Source organism: Halomonas sp. H33-56 (assembly GCF_040147035.1).
GTDB classification, from domain to species: domain Bacteria; phylum Pseudomonadota; class Gammaproteobacteria; order Pseudomonadales; family Halomonadaceae; genus Halomonas; species Halomonas litopenaei.
The window spans coordinates 3,367,358-3,391,835 of record NZ_JAMSHP010000001.1; the positions used below are offsets into that span (position 1 = coordinate 3,367,358).

14 protein-coding genes are annotated in these 24,478 nt (G+C 63.9%); 9 read left to right on the plus strand and 5 right to left on the minus strand.

Translation table 11 applies throughout. The features are described 5' to 3' along the window. Positions 1-75: 75 nt before the first annotated feature. Together NFH98_RS14440 and NFH98_RS14445 are read left to right on the plus strand one after the other, a co-directional pair. Positions 76-1,698 (plus strand): cation:proton antiporter domain-containing protein, encoded by a 1,623-nt coding sequence (locus tag NFH98_RS14440; protein ID WP_197037166.1) that lies wholly within the window; start codon positions 76-78, stop codon positions 1,696-1,698. Between the two features lie 297 nt (positions 1,699-1,995). Continuing rightward, positions 1,996-2,289 carry a hypothetical protein gene (locus NFH98_RS14445; protein WP_348826863.1) on the plus strand — a complete coding sequence of 98 codons (294 nt, stop codon included), beginning with the start codon at positions 1,996-1,998 and terminating at the stop codon, positions 2,287-2,289. Positions 2,290-2,401: 112 nt separating this feature from the next. Here the strand turns inward: NFH98_RS14445 and pepN are convergent, their stop codons facing one another. From pepN to NFH98_RS14465, 4 genes are all read right to left on the minus strand, one after another. Then, positions 2,402-5,035: an aminopeptidase N gene (gene pepN / locus NFH98_RS14450; protein ID WP_348826864.1), complete on the minus strand. Its 2,634-nt coding sequence runs from the start codon at positions 5,033-5,035 to the stop codon at positions 2,402-2,404. A gap of 123 nt (positions 5,036-5,158) precedes the next feature. Beyond that, positions 5,159-5,539, minus strand: coding sequence for a YbaN family protein (locus tag NFH98_RS14455; RefSeq protein ID WP_231498735.1), 381 nt, complete (start codon positions 5,537-5,539; stop codon positions 5,159-5,161). A gap of 174 nt (positions 5,540-5,713) precedes the next feature. Continuing rightward, complete coding sequence (locus NFH98_RS14460; protein WP_108133842.1) at positions 5,714-6,199, minus strand: YajQ family cyclic di-GMP-binding protein; 486 nt, start codon at positions 6,197-6,199, stop codon at positions 5,714-5,716. 27 nt (positions 6,200-6,226) lie between these two features. After that, positions 6,227-6,847: a GNAT family N-acetyltransferase gene (locus tag NFH98_RS14465; RefSeq protein WP_108133843.1), complete on the minus strand. Its 621-nt coding sequence runs from the start codon at positions 6,845-6,847 to the stop codon at positions 6,227-6,229. Between the two features lie 317 nt (positions 6,848-7,164). On the opposite strand from NFH98_RS14465, the gene NFH98_RS14470 reads away from it, so the two are divergent. Both NFH98_RS14470 and cobO read left to right on the plus strand, forming a co-directional pair. Next, the gene (locus NFH98_RS14470; RefSeq protein ID WP_348826865.1) at positions 7,165-8,727 is read left to right on the plus strand and encodes a RimK family ATP-grasp domain-containing protein; all 1,563 of its coding nucleotides are present in this window, start codon (positions 7,165-7,167) and stop codon (positions 8,725-8,727) included. A gap of 78 nt (positions 8,728-8,805) precedes the next feature. Further along, positions 8,806-9,411, plus strand: coding sequence for a cob(I)yrinic acid a,c-diamide adenosyltransferase (gene cobO, locus NFH98_RS14475; protein WP_348826866.1), 606 nt, complete (start codon positions 8,806-8,808; stop codon positions 9,409-9,411). Between the two features lie 192 nt (positions 9,412-9,603). On the opposite strand, the gene NFH98_RS14480 is transcribed toward cobO, so the two are convergent. Further along, positions 9,604-16,263, minus strand: a complete 6,660-nt coding sequence (locus NFH98_RS14480; RefSeq protein ID WP_349622889.1) for a retention module-containing protein — start codon at positions 16,261-16,263, stop codon at positions 9,604-9,606. Positions 16,264-17,133: 870 nt separating this feature from the next. Between NFH98_RS14480 and NFH98_RS14485 the strand changes: the two genes are divergently transcribed. The 5 genes from NFH98_RS14485 to NFH98_RS14505 all read left to right on the plus strand — a co-directional run bounded on the left by NFH98_RS14485 (position 17,134) and on the right by NFH98_RS14505 (position 24,472). Further along, a complete protein-coding gene (locus NFH98_RS14485) occupies positions 17,134-18,480 on the plus strand; it encodes a UDP-glucose dehydrogenase family protein (RefSeq protein WP_213231477.1) in 1,347 nt (448 codons plus the stop codon). Between the two features lie 10 nt (positions 18,481-18,490). Next, positions 18,491-20,404 carry a glycosyltransferase gene (locus NFH98_RS14490; RefSeq protein WP_124803041.1) on the plus strand — a complete coding sequence of 638 codons (1,914 nt, stop codon included), beginning with the start codon at positions 18,491-18,493 and terminating at the stop codon, positions 20,402-20,404. 103 nt (positions 20,405-20,507) lie between these two features. Beyond that, positions 20,508-22,076, plus strand: coding sequence for a PilZ domain-containing protein (locus NFH98_RS14495; RefSeq protein WP_124803043.1), 1,569 nt, complete (start codon positions 20,508-20,510; stop codon positions 22,074-22,076). Positions 22,077-22,157: 81 nt separating this feature from the next. Next, entirely contained in the window at positions 22,158-23,036 is an 879-nt protein-coding gene (locus NFH98_RS14500) for a polysaccharide lyase (RefSeq protein ID WP_205254744.1), read from the plus strand. Between the two features lie 179 nt (positions 23,037-23,215). Continuing rightward, on the plus strand, positions 23,216-24,472 hold the full coding sequence (locus NFH98_RS14505) for an alginate lyase family protein (RefSeq protein ID WP_083970380.1): 1,257 nt from the start codon (positions 23,216-23,218) through the stop codon (positions 24,470-24,472). Positions 24,473-24,478 lie beyond the last annotated feature (6 nt).

A 24,478-nucleotide genomic window follows, 5' to 3' on the forward strand; every position in this document is an offset into this window, starting at 1 on the left:
GCCATAGCGCTGACTTGACCCGTATTTCCCTTACAATTGATCAAGACACGCCCCCCTTTGCGACCGAGTTCCTGCATGATTGAACCAATTTTTGTGCTGACCGCCTTTGTTTCAGGCCTGGCCGCCATGGCCCTCAGACTACCACCCTTGGTGGGTTTTCTCGCCGGTGGCTTCATCCTCAATGCTCTCGGCTACGACGAAACGCCGGTCCTGACGCTGATCGCCCACCTTGGCGTCACCCTGATGCTGTTTACCATCGGTCTCAAGCTCAACGTCAAGACCCTGCTGCGCCCGGACGTCTGGGGAGGCGCCAGCCTGCATATGCTGGCAAGCGTCGTGCTGTTCGTAGGTATTCTGGCTGTCCTGAAGGCGATCGTCACCCTCGGCTGGCTGACGTCACCCAACGGTCTACTCGCTGGACTCGACCTGACGACGCTGCTGGTGCTGGCGTTCGCCCTGTCCTTCTCCAGTACCGTCTTCGTGGTCAAGGTCCTCGAAAAGCGAAGCGAGACCCATGCGGCCTACGGACGCCTGGCCATCGGTATCCTGATCATGCAGGACCTGTTTGCGGTGATCTTTCTCACCGCCTCCACCGGCAAGCTGCCGAGCCCCTGGGCCCTGGGCCTGTTCGCGCTGCTGCCGCTGGCGCCGTTGCTGCGGCGGCTGCTCGACCGCATGGGCCACGGCGAGATGCAGATGCTGTGTGGCGTGGTGATGGCCCTGGTGCTGGGCTACGGCCTGTTCGAGGCGGTCGGCGTCAAGGGGGATCTCGGGGCGCTGATCATCGGCATGCTGCTGGCGCCCCACCCCGCCGCCCAGACGCTGTCGCGCTCGATGTTCAATATCAAGGAACTGCTGCTGGTCGGCTTCTTTCTGAGCATCGGCCTTACCGCCCTGCCCAGCTGGTCGCTGTTCGGCATCGCCCTGCTGCTGGTGGCGCTGTTGCCGCTGAAGAGCCTGCTCTACCAGCTTATTCTGATGCGTTTCGGCATGCGCCACCGTACCTCGGTGCTGGCCACCCTCAGCCTGAGCAACTATTCCGAGTTCGGTCTGATCGTCGGCGCCATCGCGGTATCCAGCGGCTGGCTGGCGCCGCAGTGGCTGGTGGTGGTGTCGCTCGCGGTCGCGCTGAGCTTCGTGGTATCGGCGATCCTCAATGCCGTCAGCGAGCAGTTCTACCGCTGGCTCGAGCCACGCCTGCCACCGGTCGACGAGGCGTCGCTGTCCCCCAGCGACCGCCCCATCGAGGTCGGCGACGCCGAAGCGGTGGTGCTGGGCATGGGCCGTATCGGTCGCAGCGTCTACCGTCGCCTGACCAAGGAGTATGGACTCAAGGTGCTGGGGGTCGACTCCAATCCCAAGAGCGTGAAGATGCTGGCCGACAAGGGCTTCAATATCGTCGAGGGCGACGCCGTAGACTCGGACTTCTGGGACAAGATGCTGATGTCCTCTCAGGTAGAACTGGTGGTGCTGGCGATGCCCCACCATGCCGGTAACCTGTTCGCCCTGAAGCAGCTGCGAAGCCGCCACTTCCCGGGCAAGATCACCGCCGTGGTCGAGTACCTGGAGGAGATCGACACCATCCGCGAACTGGGCGCCCACGCGGTCTACCACGTCTACGACGAGGCCGGCCGCGCCCTGGCCGACAGCGCGGCGGAGGAAGCGGGAATCATCTCGCGTACCGAACAACTCGGCTAGGCGCTGTCCGAAAAGTCGACGAGCGAAGGTTAGACAAGGCAAAAATCGGTGAGAAAGCGCAGTTTACGGGGTGTAAATGAGCATGTTGATCCGATTTTTAACGCCGTATTACCGAGCGCAGGCACTTTTCAGACAAGCCCTAGCAAGTGGCGCGCGCAGACCTGTGCAACACCCAGACGCGCTCGGCCACGGGGCTTGCCGTGGACAGGTCGGATGCGGATACTCGGGGCTCCCATGGCCAAGGCTCGTGCTCAAGGCGCGCGCCGAGGCCCTTTGCAAGCTCCACGACAAGGATGCATGGCGGTGGAAGACGTCTTTACCTGGCTGGGCGAGGCCCTTGGCACCCTGATTCGCTTTGTGGTCGATACCCTGGGCACCTTCTTCAACAACATCGATGACGCCGCCGCCGGCTTTATCGACGGCCTGTCTCGCTCGCTGGGCATCGCACCGACCTTCTTCACCCTGGCGCTGCTGGTGCTGGGCCTTTTCTTTCTTTGGCGGGGTCTACGCGCGATCCTCACAGGCTCCCCCATCGCCGCCCTGCTGTGGGCACTGCTGGGCCTCTTGACCCTGGGCATGCTGCTGCCCTGACGCGGGACGGGCTTCAAGGCCAGCCGAGCCGGTAGCACACAGCACAACGCCGCCCCGAGGGGCGGCGTTGGCATTCATGACGGTGGCTCAAGCAGCGATCGTCGTCGCTACATCAGGCCAGCGCCTTTTCCACGATCTCGTAGACGTTGGGCGAGAGTTCCTCGCCACGGATGCGCTCCAGCTCGGCGCGCATCAGCGCCTGGCGAGCCTCGTCGAAGCGCTGCCAGCGGGTCAGCGGCGTGATGATGCGTGCGGCGATCTCGGGGTTCAGCCGGTTCAACTCGATCACCACGTCGGCCAGCAGGCGATAGCCTTCGCCATCCAGGCGGTGGAAGTTGACCCGGTTCTGCCCGGCAAAGGCACCGATCAACGCGCGCACCTTGTTGGGGTTCTTCAGCGAGAAGGCCGGGTGCTCCATCAGATAGCGCACCCGATCCAGGGCGTCCGCCTGGGGGCGGGTCACCTGCAGGCTGAACCACTGGTCCATCACCAGCGGATCGTGGGACCACTTGCGCCCGAAGGCCTTGAGTGCCGGATCGGCGATATCCGAGCGGCTACTGTGGACCAGCAACGTCAACGCTTGGCGCACGTCGGTCATGTTGTGGTCGGCCTCGAACTGGGCCTGGGCCAGCTCGATCGCCACCTCGTCCTCGATGCTCATCAGGTAGGACAGCGCGACATTCTTCAGGGCGCGCTGGCCGATCTGCTCGGGCGTGGGCGCGTAGGCGGCGTCGCTCTGGTTGTCGCGATACAGTGCCAGCAGTTCGTCACGCAGCTCTTGCGCCAGCGACTGCTGGATGAAGGTGCGCGCGGCGTGGATGGCGTCGACGTCGACCAGCGGCTGCTGTTCGGCGATGTAGGCTTCGCTCGGCAATTGCAGCATCTCGGCCAGCACCGCCTTGTCGTCATTGCCTTCCTCGATCAGTGCGCGGAAGGCCTCGACCAGGCGCGTATCCATGACCTTCTCGACACCATTGCGGTGGGCCGCGATCAGATCATCGAGTGCCAGCAGGGTCAGCCGCTGGCCGGCGTCCCAGCGGTTGAAGCCATCGCTGTCGTGGGCCATCAGGAAGGCCAGATCCTCCCGCGAATAGGGGAAGGACAGCTTGACCGGCGCCGAGAACCCGCGCAGCAGCGAGGGCACCGGAGCCTCTTCGATATCGGTGAAGATGAACTCCTGCTCGTCTTCACGCAGATGAATCACGGCGTCTCTACCCAGGCTCTCGCCGTCCAGGGTCATCGACAGGTCGCGGCCGCTCTTGGTGCCGACCAGGCCCAGGCGAATGGGGATATGCAGCGCCTGTTTCTCCGGCTGGCCGGGGGTGGCCGGCGTGCGCTGACGCAGGATCAGGCGGTAGCGGGAGTTGGCGTAGTCGTACTCCCCGAAGGCGTCGATCTCCGGCGTACCCGCCTGGGAGTACCAGCGCATGAACTGCTCGAGATCCTGCCCGGACACCTCGGCCATGCAGTCGACGAAGTCCTCGATGGTGACCGCCTGCCCGTCGAAGCGCGAGAAGTACAGATCCGAGCCCTTGCGGAAGGTCTCCGGCCCCACCAGGTTGGACAGCATCCGCACCACCTCGGCACCCTTCTCGTAGATGGTCAGGGTGTAGAAGTTGCCGATCTCGATGTAGGAGTCGGGGCGAATCGGATGCGCTGTGGGGCCTGCGTCCTCGGCGAACTGGGCGGTGCGGAAGAACGACACTTCCTCGATGCGCTTGACCGGCGCGGAATTGACCTCGGCCGAGAAGCTCTGATCGCGAAAGACGGTGAAGCCTTCCTTCAACGACAGTTGGAACCAGTCACGGCAGGTAACGCGGTTGCCCGACCAGTTATGGAAGTACTCGTGGGCGACGATTCCCTCGACCCGCTGGAAGGCAGCGTCGGTGGCGGTGTTGGGGTGGGTCAGCACCGCCGCCGAGTTGAAGATGTTGAGCCCCTTGTTCTCCATGGCGCCCATGTTGAAATCATTGACCGCCACGATCATGAACAGGTCCAGGTCGTACTCGCGACCGTAGGCCTCTTCATCCCAGCGCATGGCACGCTTGAGTGAGCCCATGGCGTGGTCGGTCTTGTCGAGGTTTTCTTCCTCGACCCAGATCTGCAGGGTGACGTCGCGGCCGCTCATGGTGGTAAAGCGATCCTCGACCTTCTTCAGGTCACCGGCCACCAGCGCAAACAGGTAGGCGGGCTTGGGATGAGGATCGTCCCAGGTCACGAAGTGGCGGCCATCCGGCAGCTCTCCCCGCTCCACCGGATTGCCGTTGGACAGCAACACCGGCTCACGAGTCAGGTCGCCGATCACGGTGGTCGAGAAGGTCGCCATCACGTCCGGGCGGTCCGGGTAGAAGGTGATGCGGCGGAACCCTTCGGCTTCGCACTGGGTGCAGAACATGCCACCGGAACGGTAGAGGCCGGATAGCGCGGTATTGTCCTCGGGCGAGATCTCGACCTCGGTGTCCAGAACAAACGCCTCCGGCGCACCGGTAATCGACAGCCCCTTGCGGGTCAGTTCGTACTCGCCTTCCTCCAGCGGCTGGCCATCGATGGCGATGGCCTTGAGCGAAAGCTGCTCGCCATCCAGCCAAAGCGGTGCACCAGCCTCGCGCTCGGGATGACGCTCCAGATGCAGGCGTGCCTTGACGCGGGTGGTGCCAGGCGCCAGGTCGAAGGTCAACTCGGTGCGTGAGACAAGGTAGGCCGGCGGACGATAGTCGCTCAGATGGATCGGCTGGGGGTCGGACATCGGGGATGCTCCAATCAGAAAAATCGACGATATTGTACGGGTACGGACGTGCCGGGCTCAAAGAACCGGCGCGACCCGGAGCACGTCGGAACCATCAGGCGAAACGGATCAAGGCGGAAGACGTCAGGACGAGGAGGCGGGCTCGGGCCGGGTCACGATCCAGATGGCAATCCCTATCAGCATGACGGTCAACCCAAGCTTCAACCACCACAGTGACACCGTGATCAACAGCACCACCACCGACAGTGACAGCATCGCCAGCGCCATCCACTTGGCATGACGGGGAATCGCACCGGATTCTTCCCAGGCCACCACCGCAGGGCCGAACCGAGGATGACTGCGAATCCAGCGAGCGAACCGCGGCGACCCCTTCGACGCCGCCCACACCGCCACCAGCAGAAAGCAGGTACTGGGCAACAGCGGCACGAAGGCCCCGATGACACCGAGGGCAAAGCTGGTCCAGGCCAGCAACTGCCAGGCCAGGCGACGGGTGGTGGAAATCAAGGGCGAACTCCGGCGGCGCACTCGCCACGCCAATTGGTCAAGAATTCACTTATTGAAACGCAGCAGGTGCGACGAGGCCAATCGGACGCCGCTATCAGGCCAGTAGCCTGCCGAATCCGCAGGGCCACTCGCCTCACGATGCCGGCAACAGAGACATGTCAGCCGCCGATCCTGTCAGTCGCGGAAATTGTCGAACTGCAGCGCCAGATCAGGGCCCTCATCAGCGCGCAGCAGTGCCATCACACTTTGCAGGTCATCGCGCTTCTTGCCGGTCACGCGTACCTTGTCGCCCTGAATCTGGGCCTGGACCTTGAGCTTCGAGTCCTTGATGCGCTTGACGATGTCCTTGGCTTCCTTCTGCTCCAGCCCCTGCTTGAGGGCGACCGTCTGACGCGCCTTGACGCCGGACAGCTCAGCGTCCTGAACGTCCATGATGCGCGGGTCGATGCTTCTGGCGATCAGCTTGTTGCGCAGGATGTCGAGCATCTGCTTGAGCTGGAAGTCGACCTCGGCGTGCAACGCCACGGATTCATCGGACAGCTCGAAACCGGCGTCGACACCGCGAAAGTCAAAGCGCCCCTGGACCTCACGGTTAGCCTGGTCCACGGCGTTCTGGGCTTCGTGGCGATCGAATTCGGACACAATATCGAAAGAGGGCATGCTCGCTCTGCTCCGCTGACAAAAACGCTAGTCTACCATCGACGGCGACCCGCAGGGTGTCACTACCGAGTCCTCCCCGGATGTCACGGAGGACGGCTCGGAAGGTGGTGTAGAAGACGGCGCCGAAGATGTCGCTGGAGCTGCCACGGAAGGTGAACCCCGAGGCACGACGGCAGGCTGCTCTCGAGACAGGCCCAGCGACTTGACCATGCGCCAGGCGGCACAGCCATCCTCGTAGTAGTCGTCGAGCCAGCAAGCCAAGCGAAAGCCCGCCCGTCGATAGAGGCCGAGAGCAACACGATTGTCGGCCCGCACCTCCAGCGTCATGCGCTCGCAGCCACGCTTGCACCCGTCACGCTCGAGCGCCTCGAGCAAGGCCTTTCCCACTCCTTGGCCACGCGCCTCGGGGGCCACACACAGCGAATAGAGGCGCGCTGCGCGGCTGTTGCGACGAAACAGCAAGGTACCGTAGCCGAGCGGCAAAACGGAGCCGGTGGCGTCCTCGGCGATCAGGGTCAGCCCATGGGCGCGCTGGAGCAGGTGGCGCAATTGGCGACGAGTGAAGCGGTCCCCCGAAAAACCGCGACTCTCCAGTCCCTCCAGGGCATCGAGATCGCTTGGGGTGGCCGAACGCAAGGCAAGTGGCATAGTGAGAGGTCCCGTCTCGGCAGCCCGACGCCCGACTCGGGCGACGTGTGTTATCTGTTGATTCTGTCTGGCCCACACGGCGCTGTCAGCCGCCGACAGAATGAATATTTTTCACTTTCTTGCCGTATTGCTTTGCCGCCAACCCAGGCGCATCCTGCCACCGTCGGCCCTGACCTCTACCCCGACTCGTGCGGTGTCCTCCGGCTTCGGGCTATCACCTTGTTTCGGCCTTGCTTCACCCTTGCTCCGCCATTGTCTCGTCCCAGTTTCGCCCCTTGTCTCGCCCCTATCTCGCCCCTTGCCGAGGAATTCTTGCGATGTGCGCCCTGCGTATCGTTGTCGACCGCCAGCGCGACTGGCAGCCCTACCACCCCAGTGACGATGTGATCGACGCCGACCACTATGTCGACGCCGCGGACATCGCCGATGCCAAGGCCACCTCGGGCGCCACCAGCGCACAGGTCATCAACCTGTGTTCCGACCTCGGCTACCTGGGCCGAGGCTACTATGTCTCGCTGCTCGCCCAGGCGCGAGGCGCCAGAGTGATCCCCAGTGTCGATACCCTCAACTCCCTGCGCCGCAAGTCGACCACCGACATGCAGCTCGAGGGCCTTACCGGACTGCTCGATGAGCTGAGCCGGCCCGCTGCAGTCGAGCGACTCGGCGATGACGTCCATTTCAGGGTGCTGTTCGGCGAATGCGTCGAGCCCCTGCTGGCACGCGTCGCCCGCCGCCTGTTCGAGCGCCTGCCCTGTCCGCTGATGGAGGCGCGCCTGAATCGCACCGCCCAGGGCTATCGACTGGTGCGGCTGCGTCCGCTTGCGCTTGGGCGGCTTCATGAAGACGAGCAGGACGCCTTCGCTCGCGCCCTCAATCGCCATTCGCTGAAGATCTGGCGTACCCCCAGGGCGCGGAGGCGCTATCGCTTCGACCTGGCCATGTTGATCGACCCTGAAGAACACCTGCCGCCCAGCAACAAGGGCGCGCTCAAGCAATTTATCCGCGCCGGTCGGCGCCAGGGCATCAATGTCTCGCTGATCACCCATCGCGACAGCGCCCGGCTGGCCGAGTTCGACGCTCTGTTTCTGCGCCAGACCACCGCCCTCGACCACCCCACCTGGCGCATGGCCCGACGTGCCGAACACGAAGGCCTGGTGGTCATCGACGCGCCCCAGGACATTCTGCGCTGCACCAACAAGGTCTATCTGCATGAACTGCTTCGCACCCGGGGGGTCGCCGCTCCCGAGGGACTGTTGCTCAAGCGTTCGGATCGAGCACGTCTCCTCGAGCAGACGCAGGGTCTCAGCTACCCGAGGGTGCTGAAGGTCCCCGATGGCGCCTTCTCCCGTGGCATCGTCAAGGTAACGTCCAGCGAATCGCTGGCTCGGGAAGCCGATACCCTGTTCAAGAGCTCGGACCTGCTGTTGCTGCAGGAATGGCTGCCTACCGAATACGACTGGCGCATCGGCGTGCTCGACGGTGCTCCACTGTTCGCCAGCCGCTACTACATGGCCCGTGGCCATTGGCAGATCTACGATCATTCCGGTTCTCGCACCCGCAGCGGCGGCTTCAGCAGCCACCCCATCGACGAGGTGCCGGCCGCCGTGCTGCGTGCGGCGCTCAAGGCCACCCGGCTGATCGGCAATGGCCTCTACGGTGTCGACCTCAAGCAGGTCGGCGACCGTGTGCTGGTGATCGAGGTCAACGACAATCCCAACATCGATGCGGGCATCGAGGACAGCGTGCTGGGTGCGGCGCTCTACGATCGCCTGATGGAGGTCTTCGCCAGGCGCATGGAGGCGCGCCGACAGGCACGCTCGGCTAACACGGCTTCGCCCCAGGCGGGACGCCAGAGCCTTCCAGCCAATGATCCCGGCTGAGGCGGAAAGGCATATCCGGGCTGACGCCGGCGTCCGCCTCGGCTACCCTGCGCTTTTCACCAGACAGCGGGAGCCGGCATGAGCGAGCAGGACAGAAACACCCGACACAAGAAGGCCATGGAGAAGCTCAAGTCCCACGTCGACGCCAAGGTCGCCGCCGCCGACGAGGAGCGCGGGCTGATGCTGGTGTTTACCGGCAACGGCAAGGGCAAGACCACCGCCGCCTGGGGCACCGTCACCCGCGCCCTGGGTTACGGCTACCGGGTGGGCGTGGTGCAGTTCATCAAGGGACTGTGGGAGTGCGGAGAGCGCGACCGTCTCGAGGCCGACGACAACCTCGAGGTGGCGATCATGGCCACCGGTTTCACCTGGGATACCCAGAATCGCGAGTCGGACACCCAGGCATGCCGCGAGGTCTGGCAGGAGGCCAGCCGCATGCTGGCCGACCCCGAGGTCTATCTGGTGGTGCTCGACGAGATCACCTACATGCTCAAGTTCGGCTACCTGGACATCGACACCGTGCGCACGGCCATCGCCAACCGGCCTGCCGAGCAGACGGTCATCATCACCGGGCGCAACGCCCATCGCGAACTAATTGCCATGGCCGACACCGTGACCGAGATGCAGGAGGTCAAGCACGGCTTCACCAATGGCCTCAAGGCCCGCCGCGGCATCGACTTCTGAGCACACCCGACGCCAGCAAGCGCCGCGAGCGACGATAGGCACCTCGCGGCACAAATGCCCTCGACCCGACGACACAGAGCCCGACGCCAGCCGGGCTCTGTTCCTTTTCACTCGCCGAGACCGGACAGCCCTGTCCGGCGTTGGCCTCCCCCGGTCGCGCCGAGGGAGACCGCTGCCCTGCAACTCAACCTGCTATTCCACCTGCAACTGGCCGTCGTCGATCATCTGCTGCAGGAAGGTCGCCGAGTCCTGTCCCCCCATATCGACGCCATTGAGGGTAATGACCTGATCGGCATCGCCTCCTGTATTGCCGATGCCACCATCGCTCTTCACGTACAACACGGTATTGCCGCCGCCGTCCTCCTCGGCGTAAAGATAGTTGTTGACGGTTGCCTCGGTCGCTCCATCGAGTAGATCCGACATCTCCAGGCGATCGGCCTCGGCGTCACTGCCGACGTCTCCCAGGGTAAAGTCATTGATCTCATCACTGGCAGGCGCAGCACTGGTCCCAGCGTCGCCATCATTCCAGGCGACCACATCGGCGCCGGTGCCCAGATCGATGATATCGTTGCCCGCGCCGCCATCGAGCGTATCGTTGCCGTTGCCACCAACCAGGGTGTCATCACCTTCGCCGCCAAGGAGGGTATCCCCCCCGGCGCCGCCGATCAGGGTATCGTTGCCTTCGCCGCCGTCCAGGGTGTTGATCCCGCCTTCATCACGCGACTCGTCAATCAGATCGTCGAGATTGTCCCGGATATAACCGATCATTTCGCCATCGGTGGGTTCGGTACCACCATTGACTCCCCACTTGACGTATTCGTAGAGCCCTTCGTAGCCCAGACCGTCATGCCCACCCGCGGTAAAGACCTCACCGGTGTCGGTATTCGTCCAGGCCAGGTGGTCACTGTTGAGCACATCGCCGATCAGGATGTCGTCGCCGCCTCCGCCCGACAGGACGTCATCGCCAAGTGCCAGAAGCCCTCCTGCGGCTTCCTGGATGGCACTGTTGAGACCGTCCTCGTCGTTGACGATCTGAACCTGGCCGACCGGATCATTAAACGTCGTACCGCCAATGGTCAGGCCTCCGGTGCCATCGACGTTGCTGTTGTCGAAGTACTCAAGCGTTTCCTCGTTGATCCCGTTGCCGATGCCGATGGCGGCCACCTCGACATCATTGGCGACCAAGTCATTGAAGGCGGCGATCGATTGCGTCATCACCGCGGTGCTGTTGTTGCCTCCGGGGCCGCTGAAGCCACCTGAGCTATTGACATGGTAAGTCGGCTCGCCATCGGTCAGAAACAGCGCGAGGTTCTTGTAACCCGAGGTCGAGCCAGCAATACCTTCGAAGAACGTCTCGGATTCGTTGAACCCAGCCTCGTAGTTGGTGCCCCCGAAAGCCACCATGGCCTCGATATAATCAATTGCATCCTGTAGATCATCAGGGCCGAAGTTCTCAATGATCAGCGAATCAACCGTCTGACCTGTGCCGTCGAGCCCAGGCCTCACCAGGGAGTCAAAGTCCACGATCTGCAGATTGATGGTCCCACCGTAGGTCTGGAGATGGATAAGAAGATTCTCCAGGGCGTCCTTGGCCAGCTGCATCCGCGTCTTGCCGGCGGTGCCCGACGCATTGCCCATGCTGCCCGAGCTGTCGATGATCAGTGACAGGTTGTAATTCTCCGGCTGCGCCTGGGCCACCCCGCCGGCGTCGCCGATCAGCACGTCGTCGCCATCACCACCGGCCTGTTCGCTGTTGTCGTTGTCATCCACGTACAGGGTATCCGGCGCCTCTCCGTTAAGGGTCAGGGTGCTCTCGAGTCGATCGCCGTCGCCATCGACACCGACCAGACCGAGGGGCACCTCGAAGTCCTCGCGCTGCTCGCCGCTGCGATGGTTGATGTCACCCAGTGACAGATCGCCAGGGGACTCACTGCCACTCTGCTCCGCCTCGATGGAGACCGCCTCGAAGGGGCGATCGTCACCGGTGCTCAAGCGCACCTCCCAGCCATCCTTGAGGCCGTCGACCTCAATGCCATCGCCGGTATCGACCAACGACACCCTTCCCGTGACATCCACGCCCCGAGCGTCGAACACCTTGACGTCATCGACGCTCAGATCCATGGCGGCACCGCTGGTCGCCCCTGGATCACCGCTGCCTGCGCCTTCAGCATCGAACACGACGGCAGAGAGCAACAGAGCGGCGGTGACGCCGTTGGTCACATGGACCTTCTGCGAATAGCTCGTCAGGCCAACGTGGTCCTGCCACTCGGGCGTCGCCCCGGAAGCGGTAACGCCCTTGAGCGCATCGATGCGCAGGGTCCCGTCGGTACCGAGGGCGATACGGCCGTCGCTATCCTGGTCGGTCGTTCCCGACAGCAAGAGGTCGTTGACCGCGACGTCATCACCGGCGTGCAAGGCCAGGTAGTCACCGATCGTCTGGGCATCTGCCGGGCTTGAGTCGAACGCCTCGCCATTGGTGATCGCACCGATCACCTCGACGCTGTAGCCATCACCTGCTGCGTTGAGGGTGACGCTGAAGCCGTCCTCGGCACCATCGGCGCTTTCGGCGTATAGCGTCGTTCCACCAGCGCTCAAACGGTAGTTCAGCGGCTTGCCGTCGACCCGCAGCGCGTTGCCCTGGCTATCCGTCGCCGGCTGTCCGTCGAGGGCGGCGGCAAAGACCACCTCCCCGACCCCATCGGCTCCGACATTGGGCCCGAAGTCCAAAGTGCCGTTGCCACTTTCCAGGACGTGCTCCGCCTCGGAGAACACCTGGGGCACGTCGTCCTTGATGTCGATGGTCAGGGTGGCCGGATCACTGGCGTCACCGTCGGAGTCGGTCACCACCACGCTGAAGGCGTCCTGCACAGCGTCGCTGGCGGTACCCTGGCTGGTATGGTCCGTGCTGTTGTCGGTCAGGGTATAGCGATACTGATAGGTCCCCGCGTTATCCTTCCACACCTCCAGGGTGCCGAGGTCTCCGTCGACCTCGACCGGATTGGCCTCGGTACCGTCGGTCACATCGATACCATCGATCTCCACCTTGGCCAGGCTGTCGCTGCCGGTGTCGATGGTGAGCGACCCCAGAGTGGTCTCGAGGTCGGTGGAGGCCTTGCTCCCGCCGTCGTCGAGACCCGCCTCGTCCACCTCGCTGTTGCCCGAGGCATTGGGCGACTCGGGATTGACCTCGACCTCGGGCGTGGCGTCCACGGTGATCGTCAGGGTCGCGCTGCTGAGATCACCGTCGGCGTCGCGGATCGAGTAGTTGATCACCGCGTCACCCTCGAAGCCGTCGGCTGGCGTGAAGGTGATATTGCCGCTGGTGTCGACGCCACTGATGGTGCCGCTGCCACTCTCCAGCTTCACGCTGTCGATATCCATGGTGATCGGTCCATCGGCACCAGGGATATCCTTGCCCCCGGCCGTGCCGTCGAGCACGTTGACGGTGACCGGCTCGCCCTCGTCAGTCTGGACCTCGTCATTGACGGCCGCGGGCACGTCATCCTTGATGTCGATGGTCAGGGTGGCCGGATCACTGGCATCACCGTCGGAGTCGGTCACCACCACGCTGAAGGCGTCCTGCACGGCGTCGCTGGCGGTACCCTGGCTGGTGTGGTCCGTGCTGTTGTCGGTCAGGGTATAGCGATACTGATAGGCCCCCGCGTTATCCTTCCACACCTCCAGGGTGCCGAGGTCTCCGTCGACCTCGACCGGATTGGCCTCGGTACCGTCGGTCACATCGATACCATCGATCTCCACCTTGGCCAGGCTGTCGCTGCCGGTGTCGATGGTGAGCGACCCCAGAGTGGTCTCAAGGTCGGTGGAGGCCTTGCTCCCGCCATCGTCGAGACCGGCCTCGTCCACCTCGCTGTTACCCGAGGCATTGGGCGACTCGGGATTGACCTCGATCTCGGGCGTGGCGTCCACGGTGATCGTCAGGGTCGCGCTGCTGATATCACCGTCGGCGTCGCGGATCGAATAGTTGATCACCGCGTCACCCTCGAAGCCGTCGGCCGGCGTGAAGGTGATATTGCCGTTGGCGTCGACGTTGGTGATGGTGCCGCTGCCGCTTTCCAGGCTCACGCTGTCGGTGACGAAGGTGTAGGGACCGTCGGCCCCGGCCACGTCAGGCTCGCCCGCCGCACCGTCGAGCACATTGACGGTGATCGGCTGGTTCTCGTCTGTCTCGGCGGCGTCATCCTTGGCCAGGGGCACGTCATCCTTGATGTCGATGGTCAGGGTGGCCGGATCACTGGCGTCACCGTCGGAGTCGGTCACCACCACGCTGAAAGCATCCTGCACAGCGTCGCTGGTGGTACCCTGGCTGGTGTGGTCCGTGCTGTTGTCGGTCAGGGTATAGCGGTACTGATAGGTCCCCGCGCTATCCTTCCACACCTCCAGGGTGCCGAGGTCTCCGTCGACCTCGACCGGACTGGCCTCGGTGCCGTCGGTCACATCGATACCATCGATCTCCACCTTGGCCAGGCTGTCGCTGCCGGTGTCGATGGTGAGCGACCCCAGAGTGGTCTCGAGGTCGGTGGGGGCCTTGCTCCCGCCGTCGTCGAGACCCGCCTCGTCCACCTCGCTGTTGCCCGAGGCATTGGGCGACTCGGGATTGACCTCGATCTCGGGCTCGTCGTCCTCCACCTCCACCCGCCAGGTCGCCTGGCTGGTATCACCGTCGTTGTCGGTCAGGGTATAGAGGATTTCGGCGGTCCCCTCGAAGCCCGCCGCCGGGGTAAAGGTAATGGTACCGTCGGCGTCGAAGTCCAGGCTGCCGGCGGTGCTGTCCACCAGTTCTGCAGCGGTCAGCTCGGCGCCATCGGCACCGAGCGTATCGGCGCCTGGCCCATCGTTGATAACGTTCAACATGACCGGAGCATTGTCGGACGCGCCGATAGTCTCGTCATCCTTGGCCTCGGGCACGTCATCCTTGATGTCGATGGTCAGGGTGGCGCTGTCGTTGACGTCGCCATCGCTGTCCTCGATCACCAGCGCGAAGTCGTCCTTGATCCCGTCGGTGGCGGAGCCCTGGGTCGAGTGCTCTTCGGTGTTGTCAGCCAGGGTGTAGCTGTAGCTGTAGTCGCCGTTCGACTCGGTCACCGTCAGGGTGCCGTAGACGCCTTGCACAGTACCGCCATTGGTCACGTCGACCTGTGTGCCATCCTTGTCCACGATCTTCAGCGAGGCCAGGGTGTCACTGCCGGTGTCGATGTTGATCGCACCGCTGGTGGTCTCCAGGTTGGTCTGCGCCTTGCTTCCGCCGTCATCGAGACCCGCTTCGTCGACCTCGTTGTTGCCCGAGGCGTTGGGCGACTCTGGATTGACCTCGATCTCGGGCTCGTCGTCCTCCACCTCCACCCGCCAGGTCGCCTGGCTGGTGTCACCGTCGTTGTCGGTCAGGGTATAGAGGATCTCGGCGGTCCCCTCGAAGCCCGCCGCCGGAGTAAAGGTGATGGTACCGTCGGCGTCGAAGTCCAGGCTGCCGGCGGTGCTGTCCACCAGTTCTGCAGCGGTCAGCTCGGCGCCGTCGGCACCGAGAGTATCGGCGCCTGATGCGTTGGTGATGACATTGATACTCACCGCCGTATCGTCGGTGGTCTCGACGGTAGGATCGTCCTCGGCGCGGGGCGCGTCATCCACGATCAAAATGTCGAGCGAGCCGCTGGCGCTACTGCCGTCCACGTCCACCGCCTGCACATTCAGGCTCTCGAGATAGCCGCCATCGGTGGCGCCGGCAACGCTGTCATTGTCGACGTTGTCGGTCAGTTCATAGGTGTAGCTGACGGTGCCCCCTGCGGCCGACCCGGTGAAGCCGGTCAGCGTCACCACACCATGATCGGTGACGATGGTGACCGGCGAGGTCCCCAGGGCATCAAGCTGGGCAAGCGTCAGGGAAACCGGCCCCACCGTCAGGGTGGCCAGGCCATCAGGTGAATCAAACCCAAAGGAGCCGGTGCGAACCAGCTGGGTGGCGTCGCCACGGCTACCGCCGGCCAGGTCCGCTTCGAACAGCACCTGCTCGGCGCCAGCGGCACCGATGGGCAGCTCGCCAGGATCACCGGGGCCACCGGGACCACCGGGGTTGCCGGGGTTGCCGGGGTTACCTGGGTCACCGGGGCCAGTGGGATCTTCGGGGCCGTCGAGACCGGTCAGGGTGACACCTTCGTCGTCATCGCCGGGATCCACCGCGTCGACACCGGTGAAATCGCGCTCGATGGGACCATCGCGCCCCTCAAGGCCAAACTGGAAGGCCAGCGGATCCACCGTCTCCACGATGCGCAACAGACGGACAAAACCACTGCCCTCGTCGTCCCCTCCCCCGCCGGTGCCGCCGGCCGCCGGATCCTCAAGATCATCGAACAGGTCGCCTTCGCCGGAGTCGATGGCGGCCAGCAGCTCGTTGAGTTCTTCGTCACCCAGCACGTTGTCGGCCTGCTCGGCGATCTGGGCGAGGGCCGCGAGATCAGCGTCCGTGGAGCCGGACGCCTGGGTGCCCTCGGGAACCGGTGCGTCTATGCCGACAGCCGCGCCAGCCGTCACCGGGCTGCCCAAAGGGGTCGCGGGCGCGACGATGGGCGCCGAGTCGTCGGAAATCTCCACAATCCCCTGATCGACCAGCGAAGGGCCGGCCGGCTCGGTGGTGGAAGGCAACAGGCGCACCTGTCCGCTACCGGAAAGTGTCACGGGGTCGCCGACGCCACCGGGCGAAATCGAGATTTCACCACCCTGTGACGTCACCAGGCGCTCCCCGTCGCTGATCACGTCTCCCGGCTTGAGTTCGCGAAGGCTACCATCGGTGCCCTGAACAAAAGCCTGCCCCTGTACCATCACCACCGTCGCCGTGCTCATGTCGCTTCCCCTGATGCTCGTTGTCGTTTATCGAGCGCGCCCAAGGATATTTCTGTCCTCGATAACGCACCTTATCGGCACACTGTGGAAGCAGTATTAGCGAAGCTTTTTTATAACTAGCATTGGACTCAAGTACAGTGGTTTTGGGAACCATCTATTCCATTGATGTTTTATGCAAACTTCTGAAAACAACGCTCATATAATTAACGCCAATAACTTCGCGTCATTCATACTTAACTAACACCAATGATGGCGATAAACCTCATACTCTCCAGTGGACGCATGTGAGCTTCGGTCCCTCCTGGTTCCCCTGTTCGACCCATATTCAAAGCCTAAGCCACTGTTCAAAAAAGCATTCCTCCCCTCATCCGCTGATGACACTGTTTCACTGCCGGGTCGTCCAGCTCGACGTTCGCCGCGGCTCGACGCCTGGAGGCTCTGCCGTTACTCGGCGTCGATAACGTCAGCATGGCGATCGTCATGCCGCAAAAACCGTCTCAAGCATGATGCTCCGATCGGGTGCTGATCGGAGAAACGTAAGAAAACAGTGTTTTCACTTTATTATCAATAACTTATAACACAAAAAACCATTGGCGTATCCATAGAGCAACATATAACTAATTGATTTCTAATGCTTTATACGAACGTCGCGCACCATTGTCTGTTAATGGCGACATTCCGGCCGACCATCGGTCATCCCGGAGAACGCTCACTAGAGCACGCATCCAAATAAGTTGTTGTTTTTAAAATACAAAAAGATAACTGGATCGATCCTTGCCCTCATTGCGGTCAGAACAAGGCTTTCCCGGCGTCCCTCCGACGCCCGAGGCAAGGCCGCCAATATCACAAGCGACGGCAAGGAGTGAGTTCATGAAAATCACGATTCACGGCTCGGGTTACGTAGGACTGGTCACCGGCGCCTGCCTGGCCGATGTGGGACACGACGTGATGTGTGTGGACGTCGATCAGGTCAAGGTCGCCCGCCTCAAGCGCGGTGAGGTACCGATCTTTGAGCCAGGCCTCGAGGATCTGATTCGCCACAATATGGAAGACGAGCGCCTGACCTTCTCCGATAGCCCGGAGGAAGGAGTGGCCCATGGCCTGTTGCAGTTCATCGCGGTGGGAACGCCCCCTGACGAGGACGGCAGCGCCGACCTGACCCACGTGCTTGGCGTGGCCCGTACCATCGGCCAGCACATGGACGGATATCGCGTCATCATCAACAAGTCCACCGTCCCGGTGGGGACCGCCGACAAGGTTCATCAGGCGGTGGCCGATACCCTGGAGGGACGCCAGGCCGAGGTCGACTTCGACGTCTGCTCCAACCCGGAATTCCTCAAGGAAGGCGCGGCTATCGAGGACTTCTCGCGGGGGGCGCGGATCGTCATCGGTACCGACAGCGACAAGGTCCGCAAGCTGATGCGCGAGTGCTATGCCCCCTACAGCCGCCAGCGCGACAAGCTGATGTTCATGGACGTGCGCAGCGCCGAACTGACCAAGTACGCCGCCAACGCCATGCTCGCAACCAAGATCAGCTTCATCAACGAAATCGCCAACCTGGCCGAGCACCTGGGTGCGGACGTCGAGCAGGTCCGCCACGGCATCGGCAGCGACCCGCGTATCGGCTACCACTTCATCTATCCCGGCTGTGGCTACGGCGGCTCCTGCTTCCCCAAGGACGTCAAGGCACTGGCCCGCACCGCCAGCGAGGTCGGCGCCCCCGCCCGCATGCTGCAGGCGGTGGAAACGGTCAACGACGCCCAGAAGACGCGGCTGTTCGACAAGCTGGAACTGGCGCTCCACGGCAACCTCAAGGGCCGCACCATCGCCCTGTGGGGACTCGCCTTCAAGCCCAACACCGACGACATGCGCGAGGCGCCGAGCCGGGTACTGATGGAACAGCTGTGGCAAGCCGGCGCCCGGGTCCAGGCCTACGACCCCGAGGCCGCCGCCGAGTGCCATCGCATCTACGGCGAGCGCTCGGACCTGTGTCTCTCCAAGCAGCGTGACGCTGCCCTGGAAGGCGCCGACGCCCTGGTCATCTGCACCGAGTGGAAGGCCTTCCGCACCGTCGACTTCGACAAGATCGCGCGCACCCTCAATCACCCGCTGGTGATCGATGGACGCAACCTCTTCTCACCCGAGGACGTCGAAGCGGCGGGTCTCGAATACTACGCCATGGGTCGCGGCGCCTCCCTGCAACACCCCCGGGTGTAAGGACGCCACCATGTCATCGCTACCCAAGCACACCTCCGTGGCCAGCAAGGCCACGGAGCTGACCACCCTGGCGCTGCTGCTGTCGCTGCTGATCGTGCTGGTCAGCGAGTTGCCCTCCGAGGTGTTCTCGCCGGCGTCGAAGAGCTTCTTCTTCGCCATTGGCGCGGTCGGTGCGTGGCGCTATTCATGGTGGTTCGTCCAGGCGCTGCGATCGGTGTGGTACAACCGCCGCGTCTTTCCACAGATGCGGGCCGAGGCCGACGCCCTGGGAGAGTCCGGCAAGCCGTCAGAGCTCTACGTGCTGTGCACCTCCTTTCGCATCGACCCCGACGTCTGCTTCCGGGTCTACGACGCGCTGATCGAGGAGACGCGGCACTATGGCGTGCCGACCACCATCTTTGCCTCGGTCTCGGACCAGACCGACGTGGACATCATCTCCCACGTACTGCAGGAACACCGCTGGCCGTCGCACATCGAGGTCCGCTACATGTTCCAGAAGGGCGACGGCAAGCGCTCGGCGATGGCCGAGGTGCTGCGTGCGATCTCGCGCCGGGCCCCGGCCCCCGACGCCCTGCTGGTGTCCATGGACGGGGATATCCTGCTCGAGCCCGGAACCCTGGAGCGCTCGCTGTCGTTCTTTGCCCTGCGCGATGATCTCGGCGCCCTGACCACCAACAACAGCGCCATCGTCACCGGCAACGATGCCACCAAGGAGTGGTACGACCTGCGTTACGCCCAGCGTCATCTGGTGATGAGCTCGATGTCGGTGTCCGAGCGGCTGCTGGTCCTGACCGGCCGCTACAGCGCCTTCCGCGCCGACCTGGCGACCCACCCGGACTTTATCGACATGGTCGAGAACGACCACGTCGAGCATTGGCGCTTCGGCAATTTCAAGTTCCTGTCCGGGGACGACAAGTCGACCTGGTACTGGTTGCTAAAGAACGGCTGGAAGATGCTCTACCTGCCGGATGTCTACGTCTCGGGATTCGAGGAGCTGCCGGACCGCAAGCGCTTCTTTGCCTCGACCACCGACCTGATGCGTCGCTGGTACGGCAACATGCTGCGCACCAGCGGTCGCGCCATTGCCCTGGGACCGAGGCCGATGGGGCTATTCACCTGGTGGAGCCTGATCGACCAGCGGCTGTCCATGTGGACGACCCTGATCGGCCCCATCGTGGCGATCCTGGTGACGCTGTTTGTGCGGCCGTCGTTCATCTTCGCCTATGCCCTGTGGATCCTGTTCACCCGCGGGATCTCCACCTCGATCCTGGCCTGGCAGCGTGGTCGCTTCAGCCTTCTGTGGATCCCGCTGATCTACTACAACCAGGTCTACGGCGCCCTGCTCAAGACCTATGTGAGCTTTCGCTTCAACCGTCAGAAGTGGTCACGCCAGGGCATCTCCGCCGGCGAGCCAGGTGATGAAAAGGCGGTTCGCCGCCAGCGTCGCATGGGTCACCTGCTGCATGGCTTTCATGTGTGCCTGATGTTGTTCGTGCTGACCCTGGCCACCGGCGTACTGAAAGTACCTGACGCTACCTCGCTGAAGATCCTCGAGCGTGCAGGCCCGGTGCCCAGCGACAGTGCCGAGCTGCCTGACGCCAGTCGCTGGCTGGCCAGCCGCATCGAGGATGGCTCGGGCGAGCTGCGCCTGCCTGCCGGCGAGCTGCGGATCAGCGATCGGCTGATCGAACGCCTGGGCGCAAGCAGCATCGGCGAGGCCACCAATCTCAGCGGCAGCCCCCAGGGCACCACGCTAGAGGTCCCGCCGGCGTTGATCGACCGCCTCAAGGACGCCCAGGGGACCACTCCAGCCCCCGGCGATCTGTTGAGCTGCACCGACCAGCAGCGCTGCTCGCTCGATCTTCACGACACCAGGCTGTCGCTGAGTGACCTGCGCATCCAGGTGCAGCCACGCCACGGCTGAACGCCACGGCTGACAACGACGACACGGCCACACTTTGTCGCTGGGCCGCATGTACGGCCAGACACCGCCACGGCTCAGCGAATACTGACTTCAGGACACCGATATGAGCGATTACTTCGACGACAAGGACACCTCCACACCTCGCCACGAGCCCACACACCAGCCGGAACCCGCACCGCGCGCCGAACCCCATCTGGGCGATACGCGCTCCCAGCCGCGCCAAGAAGAGGCACCGGCAGGCTCGGGACTGGCCCATGAGCGCCGCGATGAGCGCCGCTACATCCGCGTTTCGCCGACCTTCGAGGTGCGCTTCGATGACGGCAACCGCTTCCGCGGGCTGGACCTGTCCCAGGGCGGCTTCGCCATCGAGAGCCCGCGCCCGATGCGCCAGGACGCCAGGGTGCGCGGCAGCATCGCCATCACCACCGCCAGCGGCGAGCTACTGGTACCCGTGAGCGCCCAGTGCCGCCATAGCCTGGCGCTGGAAGGTCGCGGTGGCGCACACCACGCCGGCTTCGAGATCACCGACATCTCCCCCTCCCACCTTGAGCTGCTGCGCCGCGTGGTCCGCGCCCATCTGGCCGGCCGGCCGCTGGACGTCGAGCAGATGGTCCAGGGCGAGGATGCCCAGACCCCACGCAAGCGTCGCGGCACCGGCAGCACGCCCCAGGCGGCGGCTCGTCCGCCGAGGCCCATGGGCCGCTACGTGGCGCTGTTCATTGGCTTCGCGGTGCTCGCGGTGGTCGCGGCGGCCACCGCCTATCGCAACTTCATGCTGATCGAGCCCAACTTCGCCGCTGTCACCGCGCCACGCATCGACATTCGTGCACCGAGCCCCGGCATCCTGATGGCGCACGAACTCAAGGCAGGTGACCGTGTCACACGGGACGAGCAGCTCACCCGAGTCAAGGACGTCGATCTGGAGTCCGACCTGATCCTGGCCGAGGCCGCCCAGCGCTACAACAGCCAACTGATCGAGAACCTTCAGGAAAACCTCGACGGCGCCAATGGCGGACAGGTCAGCCTGGCCAACTCCGCCGAGCCCGGCAACGGTGACGCCGTGAGCTTCGAGACGGTGTCCCCGGACATCGCTCGTGCACGTATCGATCAGTTCGAGACCGCCCGGGACTTCCAGGCGTCCAGGGTCACCGCGCTGCAGGCGCGCCAATCCCAGAACGAGATCTACAGCCCCTGCGACTGCCTGGTGGCGTGGGCGCTGTCGAGCTCCGACGGCACCTATATCAACGAAAGCGAAAAGATCATGACGCTGATGCGTACCGGCGACGACGAGGTCATGGTCGAGGCGCTGGTGCATATGGACGACATCGATCGCATCGAGCCCGATCAACTCGCCTATCTGTCGCTGCCCAACGCCTCCGGCCCGATCAGCGCTCGGGTGCGCAGCGTGGCGCTGGACATCGAGCGCCAGCCGCGCGCCGGCTTCCCGAGCTGGGTACGCCAACAGCAGAACGTCGCCAGCGTGCTGCTGGTACCGGAAAAGCCGCTGCCGGTGGAAAGCGTCGGTACTCCGGTGGACGTGCGCTTTACCGAACAGGCCCTGCTGGGCGCCACCGCCGAGTGGATCTGGCAGAGCGGCCGCCGGGTGGTCCAGCAGGCCAGCCAGCTGTTCTCGGGCATTGGTGACAACGACGCCGCCGACACCGCCGGCTGAGCCACGCTCTTTCTTTACACGTATCCGTCCCACTTGCCACGACCACCGCGGTGGTCGTGAGCCAACAGGAGATCGAACGCCATGTCGACACTGACGACGCGCCTGTCCGCCACCCTGCTGGCCATCTGCGCTACCCAACCCGCCCTGGCGGACAACGGCGCCAATGACAGCGACGCCGATCAGCAGAGCCCCGGCGTCCCCCAGGTCGCCGCCTGCTCGGCGCGCCATCCGCTGGTCGCCTCACCCGCCCCTGCGCTGGGTGAGAAAAGCGCCCACGACGCCATCCGCGAAGGCTTCGACACCACCCGTACCTGGGGCACCGAGGAGAACGTCGAGCTGTTGTCGGGTCATTCGGCGACACCGGCGCTCAGGGTCCTCTATCCCGAGGACACCTCCTCGCCTGGCGACACCGACACCGGAGGCGCCGGCTTCTACACCGAGCCTTCCGCGCTCGAAGGGCGCGATCACGCCTGCCTGAGCTACCGGGTTCGCTTCGAGAGCGGGTTCAACTTCGTCAAGGGCGGCAAGCTGCCGGGGCTCTACGGCGGCGAAGCGCCCAGCGGCGGTGACGATGTCACCGGCGAGAATGGCTTCTCCATGCGCTACATGTGGCGCGAAGACGGCCAGGGTGAACTTTACGAATACGTGGTCGGCGGCGAGGGCGACTACGGCGACTCGGTGGCCCGAGGCCGCTTCACCTTCCCCACCGGTCAGTGGGTCACCCTGGAGCAGGAGATCATCCTCAACGACCCCGGCAAGGCCAACGGCATTGCCCGGGTGTGGGTCGATGGTCGGCCGGTGCTCGAGCAGACCAATCTCACCTACCGTACCGACGACGACGTGCACATCGATGGCCTGATGTTCTCGACCTTCTTCGGTGGCCACGGTGAGGACTGGCGCACCCCCAGTGACCAGCACGCTGACTTTGCCGACTTCCGTTTCTACGCCCCCCGTTCATGATCGCGGCGCCCCCAGGGGCGCCGCCAAGGAGACGCTTGATGCCCCCATCCCATGGCTCATCCCCCGGTCCCCTCCCCACCCGAGGCCTGGGCCCATCGATGCCGGCATTCGAATCCGGCCGGTGCCACCACTTCGACCAACGCTCGGCAAATCCGCTCAAGCGTCTGGCACACAGAGTGATGGGATGGCCGACGGCCAGGTTGTCGGGAAAGCTGGCAACGGGCCTGACGCTCGGCCTGACGATGGGTGCCGCCCTGGTATCGTCCGCGCACGCCATGACCCTGGAAGAACGGGCCGAGCTGGACCTCAGCGACTACCGAGTGACCAGACCTGACGCCTCCTACTTCGATGTAGAGGCCCGCATGGAAACACTGGCCGACACCGACAACTCGATCCTGTTGCAGGAGCTCGATCAACTGACCAACGGACCCAGCTGCCAGCAACTGCTGGCCCAGGAGCCGATTACCACGCGCCTGCGGATCCCCGGCTATTATCCCAGCCCCAAGGAGTGGGAACTGGCATCCGAACCCCTGTTCGACTTCGAGGACAGTGTGTCGATGCTCGCCGGCTCCTTCGTGGCCACCGGCGACACCTACTACGCCGACTGCCTGGTGACCTTTCTCGATCAATGGGCCCAGCACGATGCCCTGACCGACTTCCACTACGATCCCAAGGAGCCTCAGGCCTGGTTCGCCACCGAATCGATGATCTTCGCCGCGGGCATGGCCTACTCGGTGGTGCGTCCCCGCGTCGAGGGCAGCGACCAGGCCAAGCAACGTGTCGAGCAGTGGCTCAACCGGCTCGCCCACAAGCACGCCGCCATTCAGGGGCAGCCCGGCAACAGCTGCTGCAACAACCACTTCTACCGCCGCGCCCTCTACGCCAGCATGATCGGCGTGATTACCGAGGACGATGAGCTGTTTCGCTTCGGCGTCAGCGCCATCCATTCGGCGCTCTCCGACATGACCGAGCGCGGCGCCTTTCCGCTGGAGATCGAGCGTGGTCGTCGCGCCACCCACTACCAGAACTATGCGCTGCTCTACCTGATCACCAACATGCAGGTCATCGCACGCCAGGGCTATGACATCTTCGAACTCGAGATCAACGGCCATGACATCCACGACGCCGTGGACTTCGCCATGACCATCTTCAACGATCCCGAGGCGCTTGGAGACCTGGCGCCCCACGAGCAGTACACCGGCTTTCTCAAGGACAACCAGTACTTCGCCTGGATGGAGATCTATCAGAGCCGCTTCGATGACCCGCGCATCGAACGGTTCCTGGCCCAGGTGCGTCCGGTCTACAACCGCAGCGCCGGCGGTTACCAGACGTTGTACTTCATGTCACCCGAGGCGCAGCAGCACCTCGTCGTCGATGAACAGGAGCGCGAGACCACCGCCTTCGAGGGTCTCGACGACGACAGCGCGTCTCAGTGACAGCAC